Source organism: Aggregatibacter valvarum, assembly GCF_980468985.1.
On record NZ_OZ413141.1, the window covers coordinates 570451 to 587651 of the forward strand.

At 43.1% G+C, this 17201-nt stretch carries 16 protein-coding genes and 1 pseudogene; 8 read left to right on the forward strand and 9 right to left on the reverse strand.

Features of this window, described 5'->3' with window-relative positions:
* Nucleotides 1-33 precede the first annotated feature (33 nt).
* The 6 genes and pseudogenes from dprA to AC30SF_RS02710 all read left to right on the forward strand — a co-directional run bounded on the left by dprA (nt 34) and on the right by AC30SF_RS02710 (nt 6363).
* Nucleotides 34-1158 carry a DNA-processing protein DprA gene (dprA, locus tag AC30SF_RS02685; protein ID WP_489607484.1) on the forward strand — a complete coding sequence of 375 codons (1125 nt, stop codon included), beginning with the start codon at nt 34-36 and terminating at the stop codon, nt 1156-1158.
* A 146-nt stretch (nt 1159-1304) separates the two neighbouring features.
* A complete protein-coding gene (gene htpG, locus AC30SF_RS02690; protein ID WP_489607485.1) occupies nt 1305-3188 on the forward strand; it encodes a molecular chaperone HtpG in 1884 nt (627 codons plus the stop codon).
* An 84-nt stretch (nt 3189-3272) separates the two neighbouring features.
* Nucleotides 3273-4154 (forward strand): annotated as a pseudogene (locus AC30SF_RS02695) (ADP-ribosylglycohydrolase family protein); the annotation flags it as partial.
* Between the two features lie 21 nt (nt 4155-4175).
* Nucleotides 4176-4520, forward strand: a complete 345-nt coding sequence (locus AC30SF_RS02700; protein WP_489608303.1) for an ArsC family reductase — start codon at nt 4176-4178, stop codon at nt 4518-4520.
* A 27-nt stretch (nt 4521-4547) separates the two neighbouring features.
* Nucleotides 4548-5681: a succinyl-diaminopimelate desuccinylase gene (dapE, locus tag AC30SF_RS02705; RefSeq protein ID WP_489607486.1), complete on the forward strand. Its 1134-nt coding sequence runs from the start codon at nt 4548-4550 to the stop codon at nt 5679-5681.
* Nucleotide 5682: 1 nt separating this feature from the next.
* A complete protein-coding gene (locus AC30SF_RS02710) occupies nt 5683-6363 on the forward strand; it encodes a M15 family metallopeptidase (protein WP_489607487.1) in 681 nt (226 codons plus the stop codon).
* A 141-nt stretch (nt 6364-6504) separates the two neighbouring features.
* On the opposite strand, the gene AC30SF_RS02715 is transcribed toward AC30SF_RS02710, so the two are convergent.
* The 5 genes from AC30SF_RS02715 to AC30SF_RS02735 all read right to left on the reverse strand — a co-directional run bounded on the left by AC30SF_RS02715 (nt 6505) and on the right by AC30SF_RS02735 (nt 11299).
* Nucleotides 6505-9369 carry a valine--tRNA ligase gene (locus AC30SF_RS02715; protein WP_489607488.1) on the reverse strand — a complete coding sequence of 955 codons (2865 nt, stop codon included), beginning with the start codon at nt 9367-9369 and terminating at the stop codon, nt 6505-6507.
* Nucleotides 9335-9850, reverse strand: a complete 516-nt coding sequence (locus AC30SF_RS02720) for a hypothetical protein (protein ID WP_489607489.1) — start codon at nt 9848-9850, stop codon at nt 9335-9337. Before AC30SF_RS02720 ends, AC30SF_RS02715 begins: the two co-directional genes overlap by 35 nt.
* A 1-nt stretch (nt 9851) precedes the next feature.
* Nucleotides 9852-10166, reverse strand: a complete 315-nt coding sequence (yqfB, locus tag AC30SF_RS02725) for a N(4)-acetylcytidine aminohydrolase (RefSeq protein ID WP_489607490.1) — start codon at nt 10164-10166, stop codon at nt 9852-9854.
* Nucleotides 10167-10264: 98 nt separating this feature from the next.
* Complete coding sequence (locus AC30SF_RS02730) at nt 10265-10819, reverse strand: hypothetical protein (protein WP_489607491.1); 555 nt, start codon at nt 10817-10819, stop codon at nt 10265-10267.
* Between the two features lie 33 nt (nt 10820-10852).
* Complete coding sequence (locus AC30SF_RS02735) at nt 10853-11299, reverse strand: DNA polymerase III subunit chi (RefSeq protein ID WP_489607492.1); 447 nt, start codon at nt 11297-11299, stop codon at nt 10853-10855.
* Between the two features lie 211 nt (nt 11300-11510).
* Between AC30SF_RS02735 and fumC the strand changes: the two genes are divergently transcribed.
* Both fumC and AC30SF_RS02745 read left to right on the forward strand, forming a co-directional pair.
* On the forward strand, nt 11511-12905 hold the full coding sequence (gene fumC, locus AC30SF_RS02740) for a class II fumarate hydratase (RefSeq protein WP_448758147.1): 1395 nt from the start codon (nt 11511-11513) through the stop codon (nt 12903-12905).
* A 98-nt stretch (nt 12906-13003) separates the two neighbouring features.
* The gene (locus tag AC30SF_RS02745; RefSeq protein ID WP_485860755.1) at nt 13004-13603 is read left to right on the forward strand and encodes a hypothetical protein; all 600 of its coding nucleotides are present in this window, start codon (nt 13004-13006) and stop codon (nt 13601-13603) included.
* A 72-nt stretch (nt 13604-13675) separates the two neighbouring features.
* On the opposite strand, the gene serA is transcribed toward AC30SF_RS02745, so the two are convergent.
* The 4 genes from serA to AC30SF_RS02765 form a co-directional block, all read right to left on the reverse strand.
* On the reverse strand, nt 13676-14908 hold the full coding sequence (gene serA, locus AC30SF_RS02750) for a phosphoglycerate dehydrogenase (protein ID WP_454901140.1): 1233 nt from the start codon (nt 14906-14908) through the stop codon (nt 13676-13678).
* An 18-nt stretch (nt 14909-14926) separates the two neighbouring features.
* Nucleotides 14927-15583, reverse strand: a complete 657-nt coding sequence (gene rpiA, locus AC30SF_RS02755) for a ribose-5-phosphate isomerase RpiA (protein ID WP_448757964.1) — start codon at nt 15581-15583, stop codon at nt 14927-14929.
* Nucleotides 15584-15680: 97 nt separating this feature from the next.
* Entirely contained in the window at nt 15681-16850 is a 1170-nt protein-coding gene (hemW, locus tag AC30SF_RS02760) for a radical SAM family heme chaperone HemW (RefSeq protein ID WP_489607493.1), read from the reverse strand.
* The gene (locus tag AC30SF_RS02765) at nt 16850-17173 is read right to left on the reverse strand and encodes a YbjQ family protein (RefSeq protein ID WP_006719266.1); all 324 of its coding nucleotides are present in this window, start codon (nt 17171-17173) and stop codon (nt 16850-16852) included. The genes hemW and AC30SF_RS02765 overlap by 1 nt, the downstream gene beginning before the upstream one ends.
* Nucleotides 17174-17201: the final 28 nt, after the last annotated feature.

Consider the following 17201-nt stretch of genomic DNA (forward strand, 5'->3'; position numbering starts at 1 on the left):
TAACCATGTCATTTTCTGTCACAGGCTCAAAAAATGACAACACCTTCGGCATTATTATTACGTTTATTACAGATCCCCAAATTCGGCCCGTCAGCGGTGAATAAAATCATTAGCCAAATCGATATAACGGATTTACTGGATTACGATGAAGTTGCTTTTGCACAAATCGGTTGGTCACCTGCACAAATTCGAGCCTGGTTTCAACCGCAACAACGCTATATTGAACCTGCATTACAATGGGCGGAAGATGAGGGCAACAGACTGTTAACCTGCCTCGAACCGGATTATCCTTATCTCCTAAAACAAATCGAAAGCGCACCACCGATATTATTTGTCAAAGGAAATGTCGATAGCCTTGCGCAATCCCAAATTGCCATGGTCGGTAGTCGCCAATGTTCGCACTATGGTGAGTATTGGGCTAACTATTTTGCAACGGAATTAACCCTCAACGGTTTAACCATCACCAGTGGTTTAGCACTCGGGATTGACGGCATCTGCCATCAAGCGGCAGTAACCTTAAAACGCCCGACTATTGCCGTATTAGGCAGCGGATTAGATAAAATTTACCCGACCCGCCATCGAACACTGGCGCAACAAATTTTGGAATACCAGGGCGCATTAGTCTCCGAATTTCTGCCATCACAACCGCCGATTGCGGAAAATTTTCCACGAAGAAACCGCATTATTAGCGGATTATCGATTGCCACATTAATTATTGAAGCCACAGAAAAAAGCGGCTCCTTAATTACCGCACGTTATGCGTTGGAACAAAATAGAGAGATTTTTGCACTCCCCGGCAATATTCAAAATGAATTTAGTCATGGTTGCCACAAGCTCATCAAACAAGGCGCCATGTTGGTAGAAAATATTCACGACATTTTAGATAACTTGCCTTTGCATTCTCCGACACTTTATCAGCAGGCAGCGCTATTCAGTCATGAGATAGACAAGCCAAAAGCGCCGCTTGACACATACACGCCCCCAGTAGAACCGCCTGCACACCCTGCGTTGTACCAAGCGATTGGGCATACACCGATAAGCGCCGATGATCTCGCCACAAACTTAAAGATGCCGATAGAAGAGGTGTTGATTCAGCTGATGGAACTGGAATTACAGGATTTAATCTCTCAAAACAACGGGTTATATCAGCGCAATTAAAAGAGAAGATCACGGTTCGGATTAGGATGTTCGTTAAAAATAGCGTCATTTTCCACCGCACTTTTCTTCTTTTCTGCTCTTGAAATTTCATCTTCCGCACTTATATCCATAACGTTTTCAATTTATTCAACATAAGTAGGAAGAGTATGAGTACAAATCAAGAAACCCGTGGCTTCCAATCCGAAGTCAAACAACTTCTCCAATTAATGATTCATTCTTTATATTCCAATAAAGAAATTTTCTTGCGTGAGCTGATTTCAAATGCCTCCGATGCGGCGGATAAACTGCGTTTCAAAGCCCTGTCTAATCCGGCTTTATATGAAGGTGACGGCGAATTGCGTGTACGTGTTAGTTTTGATGCGGATAAAGGCACGCTTACCATCAGTGATAACGGGATTGGGATGACCCGTGAACAAGTGATCGATCATTTGGGCACGATTGCCAAATCCGGAACAAAAGAATTTTTGACCGCACTTGGACAAGATCAAGCGAAAGACAGTCAGCTTATCGGTCAATTCGGTGTGGGTTTTTATTCGGCGTTTATCGTTGCCGATAAAGTCACGGTGAAAACCCGTGCGGCAGGTGAGGCAGCGGATAAAGGCGTGCTTTGGGAATCTGCCGGGGAAGGCGAGTATTCCGTGGCGGATATTGAGAAAAAATCCCGTGGCACTGATGTGATTTTACATTTACGCGAGGACGAAAAAGAATTCTTAAATGAATGGCGTTTGCGTGAAATTATTGGTAAATATTCCGATCATATTGGTTTGCCGGTGGAAATGCTCACCAAAGAATATGATGACGAAGGCAAAGAAACCGGTGAAAAATGGGAAAAAATCAATAAATCTGATGCCCTTTGGACACGTTCTAAAAACGACATTTCCGATGAGGAATACAAAGAGTTTTATAAACATTTAAGCCATGATTTTGCGGATCCGTTATTGTGGGCGCATAACAAAGTGGAAGGTAACCAAGAGTACACCAGTTTACTTTATGTGCCGTCGAAAGCGCCTTGGGATTTATTTAACCGTGAACACAAACACGGCTTGAAACTCTATGTACAACGCGTGTTTATCATGGATGATGCGGAGCAGTTCATGCCGAATTATCTGCGGTTCATGCGTGGTTTAATCGACAGCAATGACTTGCCGTTAAATGTATCCCGTGAAATTCTGCAGGACAACAAAACTACGGCCGCGTTACGCAAAGCTTTAACCAAACGTTCGTTGCAAATGTTAGAGAAATTGGCGAAAGAGGATGCCGATAAATATCAGCAGTTTTGGAAAGAATTCGGCTTAGTGCTTAAAGAAGGCCCGGCAGAAGATTTTGGCAATAAAGAAGCCATTGCGAAATTATTGCGTTTTGCCTCTACCCATAACGACAGCAGTGAACAAACTGTGTCATTAGAAGACTACGTTGCCCGCATGAAAGAAGGGCAAAAAGCCATCTATTACATTACGGCAGACAGCTATGTGGCGGCGAAAAATAGCCCGCACTTGGAATTGTTCAATAAAAAAGGCATTGAAGTCTTATTGCTTTCCGATCGTATTGACGAATGGATGTTAAGTTATTTAACCGAGTTTGACGGCAAAGCGCTCCAAACTATTACGAAAGCGGATTTGGATTTAGGCGATTTGGCGGATAAAGAAGAAAACGAAGCGCAAAAAGAACAAGATAAAGCCTTTGATAGTTTTATTGAGCGCGTAAAAAACTTGCTGGGCGAACGCGTGAAAGAGGTTCGTTTAACTCACCGTTTAACCGACACGCCGGCAGTAGTTTCCACCGGTAATGACCAAATGACCACGCAAATGGCAAAACTTTTTGCTGCGGCAGGCCAACCCGTACCGGAAGTGAAATACACCTTTGAACTTAACCCGGAACATCATTTGGTGAAAAAAGTGGCTGATATTGCCGATGAAGCGGAATTTGCCGATTGGGTGGAATTGTTGCTAGAGCAAGCCATGCTTGCAGAGCGCGGTTCGTTAGAAAATCCGGCGGCGTTTATTAAGCGCATCAATAAGTTATTGGGTTAATCTATTTGTGATTGATTAATGTAATGGTTAAAATCCTCAGTCTGAATAAGATTGAGGATTTTTTATTTTTGGGAGATAAAAATGATGATAAATATTGAAGAAAGAGCATTAGGTGGCTTCCTCGGATTAGCTTGTGGGGATGCCCTAGGTTCAGTCGTGGAATTTTGTCCTAGAGGAAGCTTTAGACCGTTAACAGATATGCGAAGTGGGGGAAAATTTCGTTTACCCAAAGGACATTGGACTGACGATACGTCCATGGCGATTTGCTTAGCTGAAAGTTTAGTTGCTAAGCCTGAGTTTGATCCCCTTGACCAAATGAATCGCTATTATGAATGGGCGGACACAGGAAAAAACTCAAGCCTTCCACATACCTTTGGTATTGGTAAGCAAGTAGCATTTATGCTAGGGGAATTTAAAAGAACAGGTAATCCTTATACTCCTAGAACCGATGCAAAATATTCAGGCAATGGTTCTTTAATGCGCTTAATGCCCGTCATTTTGCGTTATCATCAAAATCATGAAAATGTTTTAAAGTATGCCGAGTTAAGTTCAAAAACTACGCATGCCACATCTGAAGCAATTCAGTCTTGCCAATATTTTTCAACATTAATTTTACGTATTTTTCAAGGCTTGCCCAAAGAGCAATTATTTCAAGATAAAGATGCATTAACTTTTGACAAGTTAACGCATATCTGTCTTGGCGAATTTAAAAATAAAAAATCTGATGATGTCGGCAGTATCGGTTATGTTGTAGATAGCCTAGAAGTAGCGCTATGGGCGTTTTGGCATACGGATAATTTTAAAGATGCCGTATTAATGGCGGCAAATTTGGGTGATGATGCGGATACTAATGCCTCAATCTGTGGACAAATTGCAGGCGCTTACTATGGTGTCAAAAATATTCCTGACTCTTGGCTAGATTGTCTGTATAGAAAAAACGATATTGAAAAATTAACATTAGAACTACTGAAGATGAGAGATGAAAATATGATCACCGTTTACGGCATTAAAAACTGCGATACCGTGAAGAAAGCATTGAAATGGCTCGCGGATCACAACATCGAACATAAACTCCATGATTATCGAGTGGACGGTTTAGATACGGCTTTTTTAGAGCAAGCCGAAGCGAAATTCGGTTGGGAAAATTTGGTCAATAAACGCAGCACAACTTGGCGCAATCTCGATGAAGAGGTGAAAAAAACGTTGTCAAAATCCACCGCACTTTCTGTCTTAGCTGATAATCCGACCTTAATTAAACGCCCGATTATTTTGCAAGAGGGGAAGGCATTGATTGGTTTTGATGAAAAAGAATATCAAGCTGTTTTTGCCTAAAGTGCGGTGATTTTTTCAGGAGTTTTTATGCAAGAAAAAGTGGTTTCTCTGGCGCAAGCGTTAATTCGCCGTCCCTCTATCAGCCCGAATGACGAAGGCTGCCAGCAACTGATTGCGGGGCGTTTAGAAAAATTAGGCTTTCAAATTGAATGGATGCCGTTTAATGACACCTTAAACTTGTGGGCAAAGCATGGTTCTGGTGAGCCTGTGATTGCCTTTGCCGGGCATACGGATGTGGTGCCAACGGGGGATGAAACCCAATGGACTTATCCACCGTTTTCTGCCGAAATAGTCGATGATATGCTTTATGGACGTGGTGCCGCCGATATGAAAGGCTCATTAGCCGCGATGATCGTGGCGGCGGAAGAATATGTGAAAGCGAATCCCAACCACGTGGGCACGATTGCCTTATTGATTACCTCCGATGAGGAAGCTGCAGCAAAAGATGGCACGGTACGTGTGGTAGAAACCTTAATGGCGCGCGGTGAGAAAATCACGTATTGCATGGTAGGCGAGCCGTCCAGTTCGAAAACCTTGGGCGATGTGGTAAAGAACGGTCGTCGTGGTTCGATTACCGGCAATCTGTATATTCAAGGCGTTCAAGGCCATGTGGCATATCCGCATTTGGCGGAAAACCCTATTCACAAAGCCGCGCCATTCCTACAAGAGTTGACAACCTATCAGTGGGACAACGGCAATGAATTTTTCCCACCGACCAGTTTGCAAATCGCCAATATTCATGCCGGTACGGGCAGTAATAACGTGATTCCGGGCGAGCTTTACGTGCAATTTAATTTGCGTTATTGCACGGAAGTTACCGATGAAATCATCAAACAGAAAGTCGCTGAAATGCTGGAAAAACATGGATTGAAATACCACATTGAGTGGAATCTTTCCGGCAAACCGTTTTTAACCAAACCGGGTAAATTATTAGATGCGTTAACTGCCGCTATCGAACAAACTACAGGCATTACGTCACAAGCGGAAACCGGTGGCGGTACCTCTGACGGTCGCTTTATTGCGTTGATGGGGGCAGAAGTGGTGGAATTTGGGCCGCTTAATGCGACCATTCATAAAGTCAATGAGTGTGTGAGCGTAGATGATCTCGCCAAGTGCGGTCAGATTTATCATCAAATGTTAGTCAATTTATTGGATAAATAAGATGAAATTAACCCCTGACATGTTGACCGGCAAATCGCGGGAACATTTGGTGAATTTGCCAACACCGCATTCGCCGAACCATTTTTTGCAGGCGGAAGCGGCAAAAGCCTTTCAAGGCTTGCAACAAAGTGCGGTCAAAAATGGCTTTAATTTACAACCCGCCAGCAGTTTTCGTGATTTTGCGCGCCAACAACTTATTTGGAACGGTAAATTTAACGGTGAACGCAAAGTGCACGATGATGCAGGCAATGCGTTAGATTTGAGCTTGTTGGACGATTGGCAAAAATCGAAAGCGATTTTACGCTGGTCAGCGCTACCCGGGGCAAGCCGTCATCATTGGGGCACGGAAATTGATATTTTTGATCCCGATCTTTTGCCGGAAGGTCAATCCTTACAGCTTGAGCCTTGGGAATATGAAAAAGGCGGTTATTTCTTTGAACTGAGCGAATTTCTCACTGAAAACCTACCGCACTTTGATTTTAGTTTGCCTTTTATGCAAATGCCGGCAGAGAAAAAAATCGGGCATGAGCCTTGGCATATGAGTTACATACCGTTAGCAGAGCAGGCGGCAAATGTGTTTACCCCTGAAGTGCTATTGAAGGCGTGGGAAAACGAAGAGATTGCGGGGAAAAATGCGTTAACAGCACATTTACCAGAGATTTTTGCACAATTTTTTATTTAGCAATAAAGCTGATATTCATTGTTTTGATACCTCATTAGGCTTGAGAGAATGAAAATAATGTAGCTAAGTGGTAACAGTCTATTCTTCTCTTTTTGTTTTTATTGAAAAAAAGTAGGCATAGTGCCTACTTTTTATATTCAATTACAACGCCTCAATCGCCTTATACTGCTCACGAATTTTTTCTAATCCGGATTGGTATTCGGCTTGTTTTTCGCGTTCTTTGGCGATAACCGCTTCCGGGGCTTTGGCGACGAAGGCTTCGTTGCTGAGTTTGCTTTCAATGCGTTTAACTTCGTTTTGATATTTTTCAATCTCTTTGGTTAAACGGGAAAGCTCGGCTTCTTTATTGATGAAACCTGCCATCGGCACGAGGATTTCGGTGTTGCCGACTAACTTCGCTACGGCTAACGGCGCTTTTTCGCCCTCTTTAAGCACGCTGATGTTGTCTAACTTCGCCATGGCTTGTAAAAGTGCGGTCTGTTTTTCCAGTATTTTTTGCTCGTCGGCTGGAATATTACGGAATAAAAGATCGAGGCCTTTACTTGGTGCAATGTTGCATTCGGCGCGGATGTTACGCACGGCAACAATTACTTCTTTAAGCCAGTTGATATCGGTTTCTGCTTCGGCATCAAACGCATTTTCTTCTACGCGCGGGAAAGGTTGTAACATGATGCTATCGGCAGTGATACCCATAAAACCTTTCACTTTTTGCCAAATTTCTTCGGTAATAAATGGCATGAGCGGGTGTGCTAAACGCAATAATTTTTCTAGCACATGAACCAAGGTTTGGCTTGCTGCACGGATTTGTGCTGCATTACCGTTTGCAAATACCGGTTTGGTGAGTTCCAAATACCAGTCACAGAATTGGTTCCAAGTGAATTCATAAATCGCATTAGCACAAAGGTCGAAACGGTATTGGCTTAATGCGCTGCGGAAAGTTTCTACTGTGCGATTGAATTCAGATTGAATCCAACGGTCTGCCACGGAAAATTCGATTTCGCCTTCACTTAAATCTAATTTTTCATTGGTGAGCACGAAACGGCTTGCATTCCACAATTTATTACAGAAGTTGCGGTAACCTTCTAAGCGTTTCATATCCCAGTTGATATCGCGACCGTTTGAAGCCAATGCGGCTAGTGTAAAGCGCAATGCGTCTGTGCCGTGAGCGGCAATGCCATCAGCAAACTCTTTGCGAGTCGCTTTGGCAATTTTCTCTGCCAATTGCGGCTGCATCATGTTGCCGGTGCGTTTTGCAAGTAAATCTTCAAGGCTGATGCCGTCAATCATATCGATTGGATCAAGCACGTTGCCTTTTGATTTAGACATTTTTTGACCTTGCTCATCACGGATTAAGCCCGTCACGTACACGGTTTTGAATGGCACTTGTGGTTTGCCGTTTTCATCTTTCACGAAGTGCATCGTAAACATAATCATACGTGCAACCCAGAAGAAGATGATGTCAAAGCCGGTAATTAACACATCCGTTGGGTGGAACATTTTGAGTTCTTTGGTTTGCTCCGGCCAGCCTAAGGTGGAGAACGTCCATAAGCCTGATGAGAACCAGGTATCTAACACATCTTCATCTTGTTTTAACTCAACCGAAGAATCTAAGCCATATTTTGACCGCACTTCTGCTTCATTGCGGGCGACATAAACGTTGCCTTCCGCGTCATACCACGCTGGAATACGGTGTCCCCACCAAAGTTGGCGAGAGATACACCAATCTTGAATATCACGCATCCAAGAGAAATAAAGGTTTTCGTATTGTTTTGGCACGAATTGGATTTCGCCGTCTTCCACCGCTTTAATCGCAACATCAGCAAGCGGTTTCACGCTCACATACCATTGGTCGGTTAACATCGGCTCAATCGGCACACCGCCACGGTCGCCGTAAGGCACTTTCAAATCATGCGGTTTGATTTCATCTAATAACCCCAGCGCTTCAAAATCTGCCACGATTTTCTTACGTGCAGCAAAACGCTCTAAACCACGGAAATCTTCAGGAATAGTCGCTTCATAACCCACAAGTGGTTTACCATCGGTACCGATAATTTCCGCTTCATCACGAATATCTGCATTTAAGGTTAACACGTTGACCATCGGCAAGCTGTGACGTTTTCCCACTTCGTAGTCGTTAAAGTCGTGCGCAGGGGTGATTTTCACCACACCGGTACCGAATTCACGATCCACATATTCATCCGCAATAATCGGAATTTCACGGTTAGCCAGTGGCAGAACGACCGTTTTACCAACTAGAGATTGATAACGCTCATCTTCCGGATGCACCGCCACCGCCGTATCGCCCAACATGGTTTCCGGACGCGTGGTTGCGACGACTAAATAATCTTTGCCATCAGCGGTTTTCGCACCGTTGGCTAACGGATAGCGGAAATGCCAAAGGGAACCTTTGCTCTCTTTGTTTTCTACTTCTAAATCAGAAATCGCGGTGTGAAGTTTTGGATCCCAGTTCACCAAGCGTTTGCCACGGTAAATTAACCCTTCTTCGTGCAAGCGAACAAACACTTCTTTTACCGCATTGGATAAACCCTCGTCCATGGTAAAACGCTCACGTTCCCAGTCGATGGAGTTACCTAAACGGCGCATTTGTTGGCTGATTGTGCCGCCTGAATAGGCTTTCCAATCCCAGATTTTGTTGATGAAGGCTTCACGGCCATAATCATGGCGGGTTTTGCCTTCTTCAGCCGCAATTTTACGCTCCACCACCATTTGGGTTGCGATACCCGCGTGGTCTGTGCCCGCTTGCCATAAGGTGTTATGCCCTTCCATACGGTTAAAACGGATTAAGGTATCCATTAAGGTTTGTTGGAAAGCGTGCCCCATGTGTAGGGAACCTGTGACGTTCGGTGGCGGAATCGCAATGCAATAGCTCGGTGCATTTTCATTTTCAGACGGTTTAAAATAACCGTTCTCTTCCCAATGTTGATAAAGGGCTTGTTCTACCGCAGACGGATTAAAACGGTCTGCCATTTCGAATTTTTGTGTCATTTATATTTTCTCTTTTCTGTATTTCATAAAGAAATAATGCTGGTAACGTTAAATATATAATATTAGATGTCAAGCTTAAGTTAAAATATATAAAATTGTTATCTGTTGTTTCCATTGATATAGCCACTTGTAAAATTCCCAATATGACAGTCATAACTCTAGAATCTTCAGAATGATTCTTCCGTTTAGAAAACATATATATAATAAATATAGTTGCCAACATGGAAGAAATATACATTATAAGTTGTTTAACTATTAAAGGATTATCTAAACTAATAGAATACAAGTCTTGCAGAATAGTTACTTCAATTACAAGCAGAACCGTTATACCCCAATGAATATATGAAAAGTGATTTAGTAATTCCCTTATTTGTTCGCAAGACTTCATTATTAATCGCATTATAATAAATATAAATACAATAATGACGGGAACCACAGTGAATGGTTCTTTAAAAAATATATCTGCTAATTTTTCTATCATTTTATTTTAGTCTCTGAAAATTAATCACATAAAATTCATTACTCTTTGGATAAATTTCTTCAATAACCTTTTTCAACTCCGCCAATCCCATATTTTCCTGCTTCGCATGCTGTCCCGTTAGTTCATCAAGGGTAATTGGCGACACACTTAACACTTCAATCGTGCAGAAATATTGATTATCTTCAAATCGACCAATACGCAAAATATCGCCTGCTTTAAAATGGCTTTCGGATTTATCCCGAATAGTGATGGTTTTACGCCCTGTGAGAATATCGGCTTCAAAGTGTTGGTAAAAAGTGATGTCGTTCGGTTGCATTTTATTTCTGAAAGTGCGGTCGGATCTTTAGGTATTTTTGCAACAAAACCCCATCTTTTAAGATGAGGTTTGTGCTATAGATTAATGCCGGCAATCTTTTATTTTGCCAATTCGCGTTTTACGCGTTGCATTTCTCGAATCAGACGTTCTTCTTCTTGGCGGCAATAGGAATCCATTTTAATCTTTCCGCTGTCATCTTTAATGTCGTTTACACAGCGAACTTGCGTGTATTGTTTTTCTAACATGCTTAACACACGCGCTAATTCTTGTTTGTGTGCGGCTTGTTTGTTCGTTGGTTTAACGCTTACCGGTGCGGCAGTCACATCTTTAGGTTGTGCCGGTTGGGTAGCTTGTGCTGCCGCATTCGCTGGCGCAGGCTCTTCTGTTGTCGCAGGGGCTGTTGCATTTTCTTGTGGTGCAGGTTCAGCCATATTTGTATTAGGCTGTGCCGGCATTGCTGTGGCAGTGGCAGGTGCGGTTTCTATTGCGGTAGGAGATGTTGCCTCAGGGCTTTGTGCCAGCATTTCTTTTGTTGGTTCGGCAGGTTCTGAGGCTTTGGTTTCTTCCTGTACGACCTGTGGCTTAGGATCATCACAGGCAGTGAATAAGAACGTTGAGCAGGCAATAAATAAAGCGAGAATTGATTTTTTCATGTTTTAGGCTCCATATAAAATAATGAGTCAAGATTAGGCAGCGTTTTCTATCGAAAGCTGCCAACCTTGGGTTCGCAAGAATTTATAACGCTCCCGAGCAAGTTTTTTGGCTTGTTCTTCTGCGGGCACAAAATCAATAATTTGATTAAAGGTGCCAAAAAATTCAGGCAGTACTTGTTGCAAATTAATCAGTAAATCTCTTCGTTGAGCGTTACGCTTTGATGACCAGCTAATTTCAATGGGTGTTGCGTAGGTTGTTATTTCACCAAAGAGATTATGCGGGACAAATTCATCAGGATCTCGCTGCCATAAGGCTTCATCTAATAGCAATGCCTGTTCCTGTGTTTCACAGCTAATGAGCACCCGTTTCCCCAAACGCCATGCCGCCGCGGCAAGATTGCACGCCAACTGTTCTTGAGCAGACAACCCACTTTGGGACGCCATGTCATGGAGTAAATAAAATTGTGCTGATTGCGCCATAAAAACATACCTCAACAGAGATGCAAGCTGAGATTTTAGCGGAAATCAGCTTAAATAGAAAATGTTAATTTTCAAAACGTTTTACAAACTCACCGCACTTTATGATCTAGGTCACAAAACCGATTTTCTGTTTGTAATTTCAGTTCATTGAAGAGATTGTCAATGTTAGAATCCTATTATTCCTGTTAATAATCATTATGAGGTAATCAAAATGGAATTTCGTATTGAAAAAGACACCATGGGTGAAGTTCAAGTGCCGGCAGACAAATACTGGGCGGCTCAAACCGAACGTTCCCGCAATAATTTCAAAATCGGTCCTGCAGCATCTATGCCACATGAAGTCATCGAAGCCTTTGGTTATTTGAAAAAAGCGGCCGCATTCGCAAACCATGATTTAGGCGTGTTGCCTGTGGAAAAACGGGATTTAATTGCGCAAGCTTGTGATGAAATTTTAGCAGGCAAATTAGACGATCAATTCCCGTTGGTGATTTGGCAAACCGGTTCCGGTACGCAATCCAACATGAACGTGAACGAAGTGGTGGCAAACCGTGCTCACGTTTTACACGGTGGCAAATTGGGCGAAAAATCCATTATTCACCCGAATGATGATGTGAACAAATCCCAATCTTCCAACGATACCTTCCCAACCGCAATGCACATTGCCGCATACAAAAAAGTTGTCGAAACAACCATTCCTGCCGTAGAACGTTTACAAAAAACCTTTGCAGCAAAATCTGAAGCCTTTAAAGACGTGGTGAAAATCGGCCGTACGCACTTAATGGATGCCACACCGCTCACACTCGGTCAAGAATTCTCTGCCTATGCCGCGCAATTACACTTCGGCTTACTTGCATTGAAAAATACCCTACCGCACTTACGCCAATTAGCTCTTGGCGGCACGGCAGTCGGTACCGGCTTGAATACACCGAAAGGCTATGATGTGAAAGTAGCTGAATACATTGCTAAATTCACCGGTCTTCCGTTCATTACCGCAGAAAACAAATTTGAAGCCTTGGCAGCGCATGATGCTATCGTGGAAACTCACGGTGCATTGCGTCAACTTGCTATGAGCTTATTCAAAATTGCCAACGACATTCGTTTATTGGCGTCCGGCCCGCGCTCCGGTATCGGTGAGATTTTAATCCCTGAAAATGAACCGGGTTCTTCCATCATGCCGGGTAAAGTCAACCCAACTCAATGTGAAGCCATGACCATGGTATGCGCACAAGTGTTTGGTAATGACACTACCATCGCGTTCGTCGGCTCTCAAGGTCACTTCCAATTGAACGTGTTCAATCCGGTGATGATTGCCAACTTCTTACAATCTGCCCAATTGTTGGCGGATGTCTGCGTGTCTTTCGATGAACACTGCGCAACCGGTATTGAACCGAACTACCCTCGCATTAAACAACAACTTGAAAATTCATTGATGTTGGTCACCGCACTTAATACCCATATCGGTTATGAAAATGCGGCGAAAATTGCGAAAACCGCACACAAAAACGGCACAACCTTACGCGAAGAAGCCATTAATCTTGGCTTAGTTTCTGCGGAAGATTTCGACAAATGGGTGCGTCCGGAAGATATGGTGGGCAGCTTAAAATAAAGTGACGCTTTAAATTAAGTTATGAGTAAAGAAGACGGGATCAATTTCCCGTCTTTTTTGCTATAATCGCCCACATAAATTTTTATGACGGATTGTTTATGAAATTAAAATCGCTGCTGTTTATTTTAGGTTTAATACCGACCGCACTTTCTGCACATTGGGTGAACGTGGGAAATGCCGATTATAACTGGGGCCCATTTTTAGTGTATTCCATTGATTTAGCAACAGAAAATGGCGAATATAAAGAAAACCAGTTGCCGGTGATGCTTTCCTTTAAATATGAAAAACCGGTTGAAGGCAAAAATTTTGCCATTAGCTTAATTAAAGAAATGGAATATCTAAAAGCAGATAAAACCAAAACGGATTTGTGGTTAAAAGATATGCAGGCTATTTTTCCGGATTTCTCACCTAATGCAATATTGCGTTATATCGCATTACCGAATAAAGGCTATTTCATTTTAAATGACTCCGTTTTAGATCATGAGTTTGAACCGGAATTCAGCCAAATGCTGATTAATATTTGGTTGTCACCACAGAGTAATTTCGTCAAATTGCAGCCTCAATTATTGGGTAAAGAGAAGGGAAAAGTCTCATCGGAAGAATTTAAAACCCAGCCGGAAATCGATCCCATGGGGGAGGATGAGGCCAGTCCACAACTGCCACCAAACTTTCCGCTGAATGCGATAGAGTCGGAATGATCTATAAACCAACCGACTTTATTCGTTTTTCTTAATATAAAAGCCTTTCAGATGAAAGGCTTTTATTATGCGTTAGAACAAGATCCGCGTGCGAATTGTGCCGTCAATATGGCGTAATTTATCGAGCAATGGTGCGGAATCTTCGGTTTCCACATCGATCACAACATAGCCGATTTTTGGATCGGTCTGTAAATATTGCGCAGCAATATTGACGTTAGCCTCAACGAAAATTTGGTTAATTTTTGTCAAGATACCCGGGCGGTTTTCATGAATGTGCAACAAGCGTTTGGAGCCTTCGTGTTCCGGTAGAGAGACTTCAGGGAAGTTGACGGAAGACAAGGTTGAGCCGTTGTCGGAATATTTCACAAATTTACCGGCGACTTCGAATCCGATATTTTCTTGTGCTTCAGCCGTAGAACCCCCGATGTGCGGCGTTAAGATCACATTATCGAATTTGCGCAATGGTGAAACAAATTCTTCGTTAATGGATGCCGGTTCTTTCGGGAATACGTCGATTGCCGCACCACGCAATTTGCCTTCTTCTAGCGCCTTGGCTAATGCATCAATGTCCACGACGGTGCCGCGTGCTGCGTTAATCAAAATGGCATCTTGTTTTAATTGGGCAATACGTTCTGCGCTGATTAAGTTACGAGTAGATGGTAAATCAGGAACATGCAGGGAAATGACATCGCAAGAACCGAGCAATTCTTCCAAACTACGCACTTGTTTGGCGTTACCAAGAGGAAGTTTGTTTTCAATGTCGTAGAAATGCACATCCATGCCCAAGGATTCAGCAATAATACTGAGTTGTGAGCCAATATGGCCGTAGCCCACAATCCCTAATTTTTTACCACGCACTTCGTGTGAACCCACAGCTGACTTATTCCATAAACCACGGTGCACTTCTGCATTGGCTTGCGGAATGTTGCGCATTAATAATAGGATTTCACCTAACACTAATTCTGCTACAGAACGGGTGTTGGAGAACGGTGCGTTAAAGACAGGAATGCCACGGGCTTTTGCTGCATTTAAATCCACTTGGTTGGTGCCGATACAGAAACAACCGATGGCGATCAATTTCGGTGCGGCCGCAATCATTTCTTCGGTTAAATGCGTACGGGAGCGTAGGCCGATAAAGTGGGCATCTTTGATGGCTTCTTTGAGTTCATCGCCGTCTAACGCTTTTTTGTAGTAATCAATGTTGGTGTAACCCGCGGCGTGTAACGTATCTAAGGCGCTTTGGTGAACGCCCTCCAACAACACAAATTTGATTTTATTTTTATCTAATGAAACTTTTGATGTCATATTTCTCTCCAATGATGTTTAAATGATTTTTGCACCGTCCGGTGTGCCGACAATGACAGTATCTGCCGGGCGTAAAGCGAACACGCCGTTAGTCACGACACCTGCAATGTTATTTAATTCTTTTTCCATTTCTACCGGGTTCAGAATTTCAAAATTATGCACATCTAAAATGATGTTGCCGTTATCGGTCACAACGCCTTCACGATATTCCGGCGCACCACCGAGTGCCACCAATTTACGCGCCACTTGTGAACGTGCCATTGGGATGACTTCAATCGGCAATGGGAATGTAGAGCCTAACACATCAACCTGTTTACTACTATCCACGATGCAGATGAAATTTTTTGCCAATGCAGCCACAATTTTTTCACGTGTCAACGCCGCACCGCCGCCTTTGATCATCATTTTTTGCGGGTTAATTTCATCGGCACCATCCACATAAATATCTAAGCTTGCCACATCATTTGCACTAAATACTTCAATACCATGTTTTTTCAGTAATTCTTCCGAATTTTTGGAGGCTGCTACAGCACCTTTGATTTCATCTTTCATTGAGCCAAGCGCTTCAATAAAACAATTCACAGTGGAACCACTTCCCACGCCTACGATCATCTCCGGCTTCACGAATTGCAAAGCCGCTTGCGCGGCGATTTTTTTCATTTCAAGTTGATTCATTTTTTCTCCTTAACATCAGAACATGATGCTGAAACAAATACGTAAACGATTGCGTTTACTTTAATTAGTTTTACTCGCATAAACAAGTAGAGAGAGATTATTCGGGTAAAAAGCCTTCTAATAATTCGTTTAAAAACAGTTTACCGTGCTCGGTGACCCGCCAAGTGCGGTCGGTTTCTGTGATGAATTTTTGATCCTGCGCCCAAGTCATCTTGTCCTCTACTGTACTTAACGATAAGCCGGTGAATTGTTCAAATTCGTTTTTTGGCACGGCTTCCAACAAGCGGAAACGGTTCATAAAGAATTCAAAAGGGCGATCTTCGGTGCGGACTTCCCGTTCTTCATATAAGTATTCGCCGCGCATGTAGCCTTTCGGGTGTTTGGTTTTGCTGTAACGTAAAATCTTGCCGTTTGGAAAACTGACTTTGCCGTGGGCACCGCAACCAATAGCAAGATAATCACCGAAGCGCCAATAATTTAAGTTGTGTTGGCACTGAAAGCCCGGTTTGGCGTAGGCTGAAATTTCGTATTGTTGATAGCCCGCAGCCGTTAATAACTGATGGCCTTGCTCAAAAATATCCCACAATTCGTCGTCATCAGGCAGTTTCGGTGGTCGATAGGCAAACATGGTGTTCGGCTCGATAGTGAGCTGATACCAAGACAAATGTGACGGTACCAGTTCTATGGCTTGGCGTAAATCATCTAAGGCTTCGTTTAAGGTTTGATTGGGTAAACCGTGCATTAAATCCAAATTAAAACTACGCAGAGGAGAAACACGGGCGAAACCTACCGCACTTTTTGCCTCGGCGGCATTATGAATACGGCCCAATTTTTGCAATTTTTCATCAGAAAAACTTTGAATGCCCATGGAAATACGATTGACACCGGCTTGTACATAACCTAAAAAACGTTCGGCTTCAGCCGTACCGGGATTCGCTTCGAGGGTAATTTCAATATGAGGTGCAAAAGGAATGTGTCGCTCGATTTGATGTAATAAAAACGCGATATTTTCTGCGCTAAACAGGCTCGGTGTACCGCCACCGATAAAAATCGAATGCAGCGGACGCTGTTGGACGCTTTCTTGATAACGTGATAAATCCGCCGTTAAATCGGTAAGTAAATGGCGCACATATTCCTGTTCAGGAATAGTGCCTTTTTGCGCATGCGAGTTGAAATCGCAGTACGGGCATTTCTGCACACACCACGGAATGTGAATATATAAACTCAGCGGTGGTAACCGCAACGGATTTAACGGCGCTGTTATCATTAGCGAACGACCACCGCGGTGCCGCTTGCCACAATCATAAACATGCTTTTGGCATCAGAGGTGATGGTGGTGTAATTGACTTCTACGCCCACAACGGCATTGGCGCCTAATGCTTGAGCGTTTTTTTGCATTTCATCTAATGCTTCTTTGCGCGATTTGGTAATGCGCGATTCATACATGCCGGAACGCCCACCGATAATGTCGGTAATGCCGGCAAAAAAGTCGCGGATAAAATTCGAACCTGCAACCACTTCGCCGAACACCAGTTGTTTATATTCGACAATTTGTTTGCCTTCGATGTGAGGCGTGGTGGTAATAATCATCTTTTACTTTCCTTAAAATTTGTTGTGA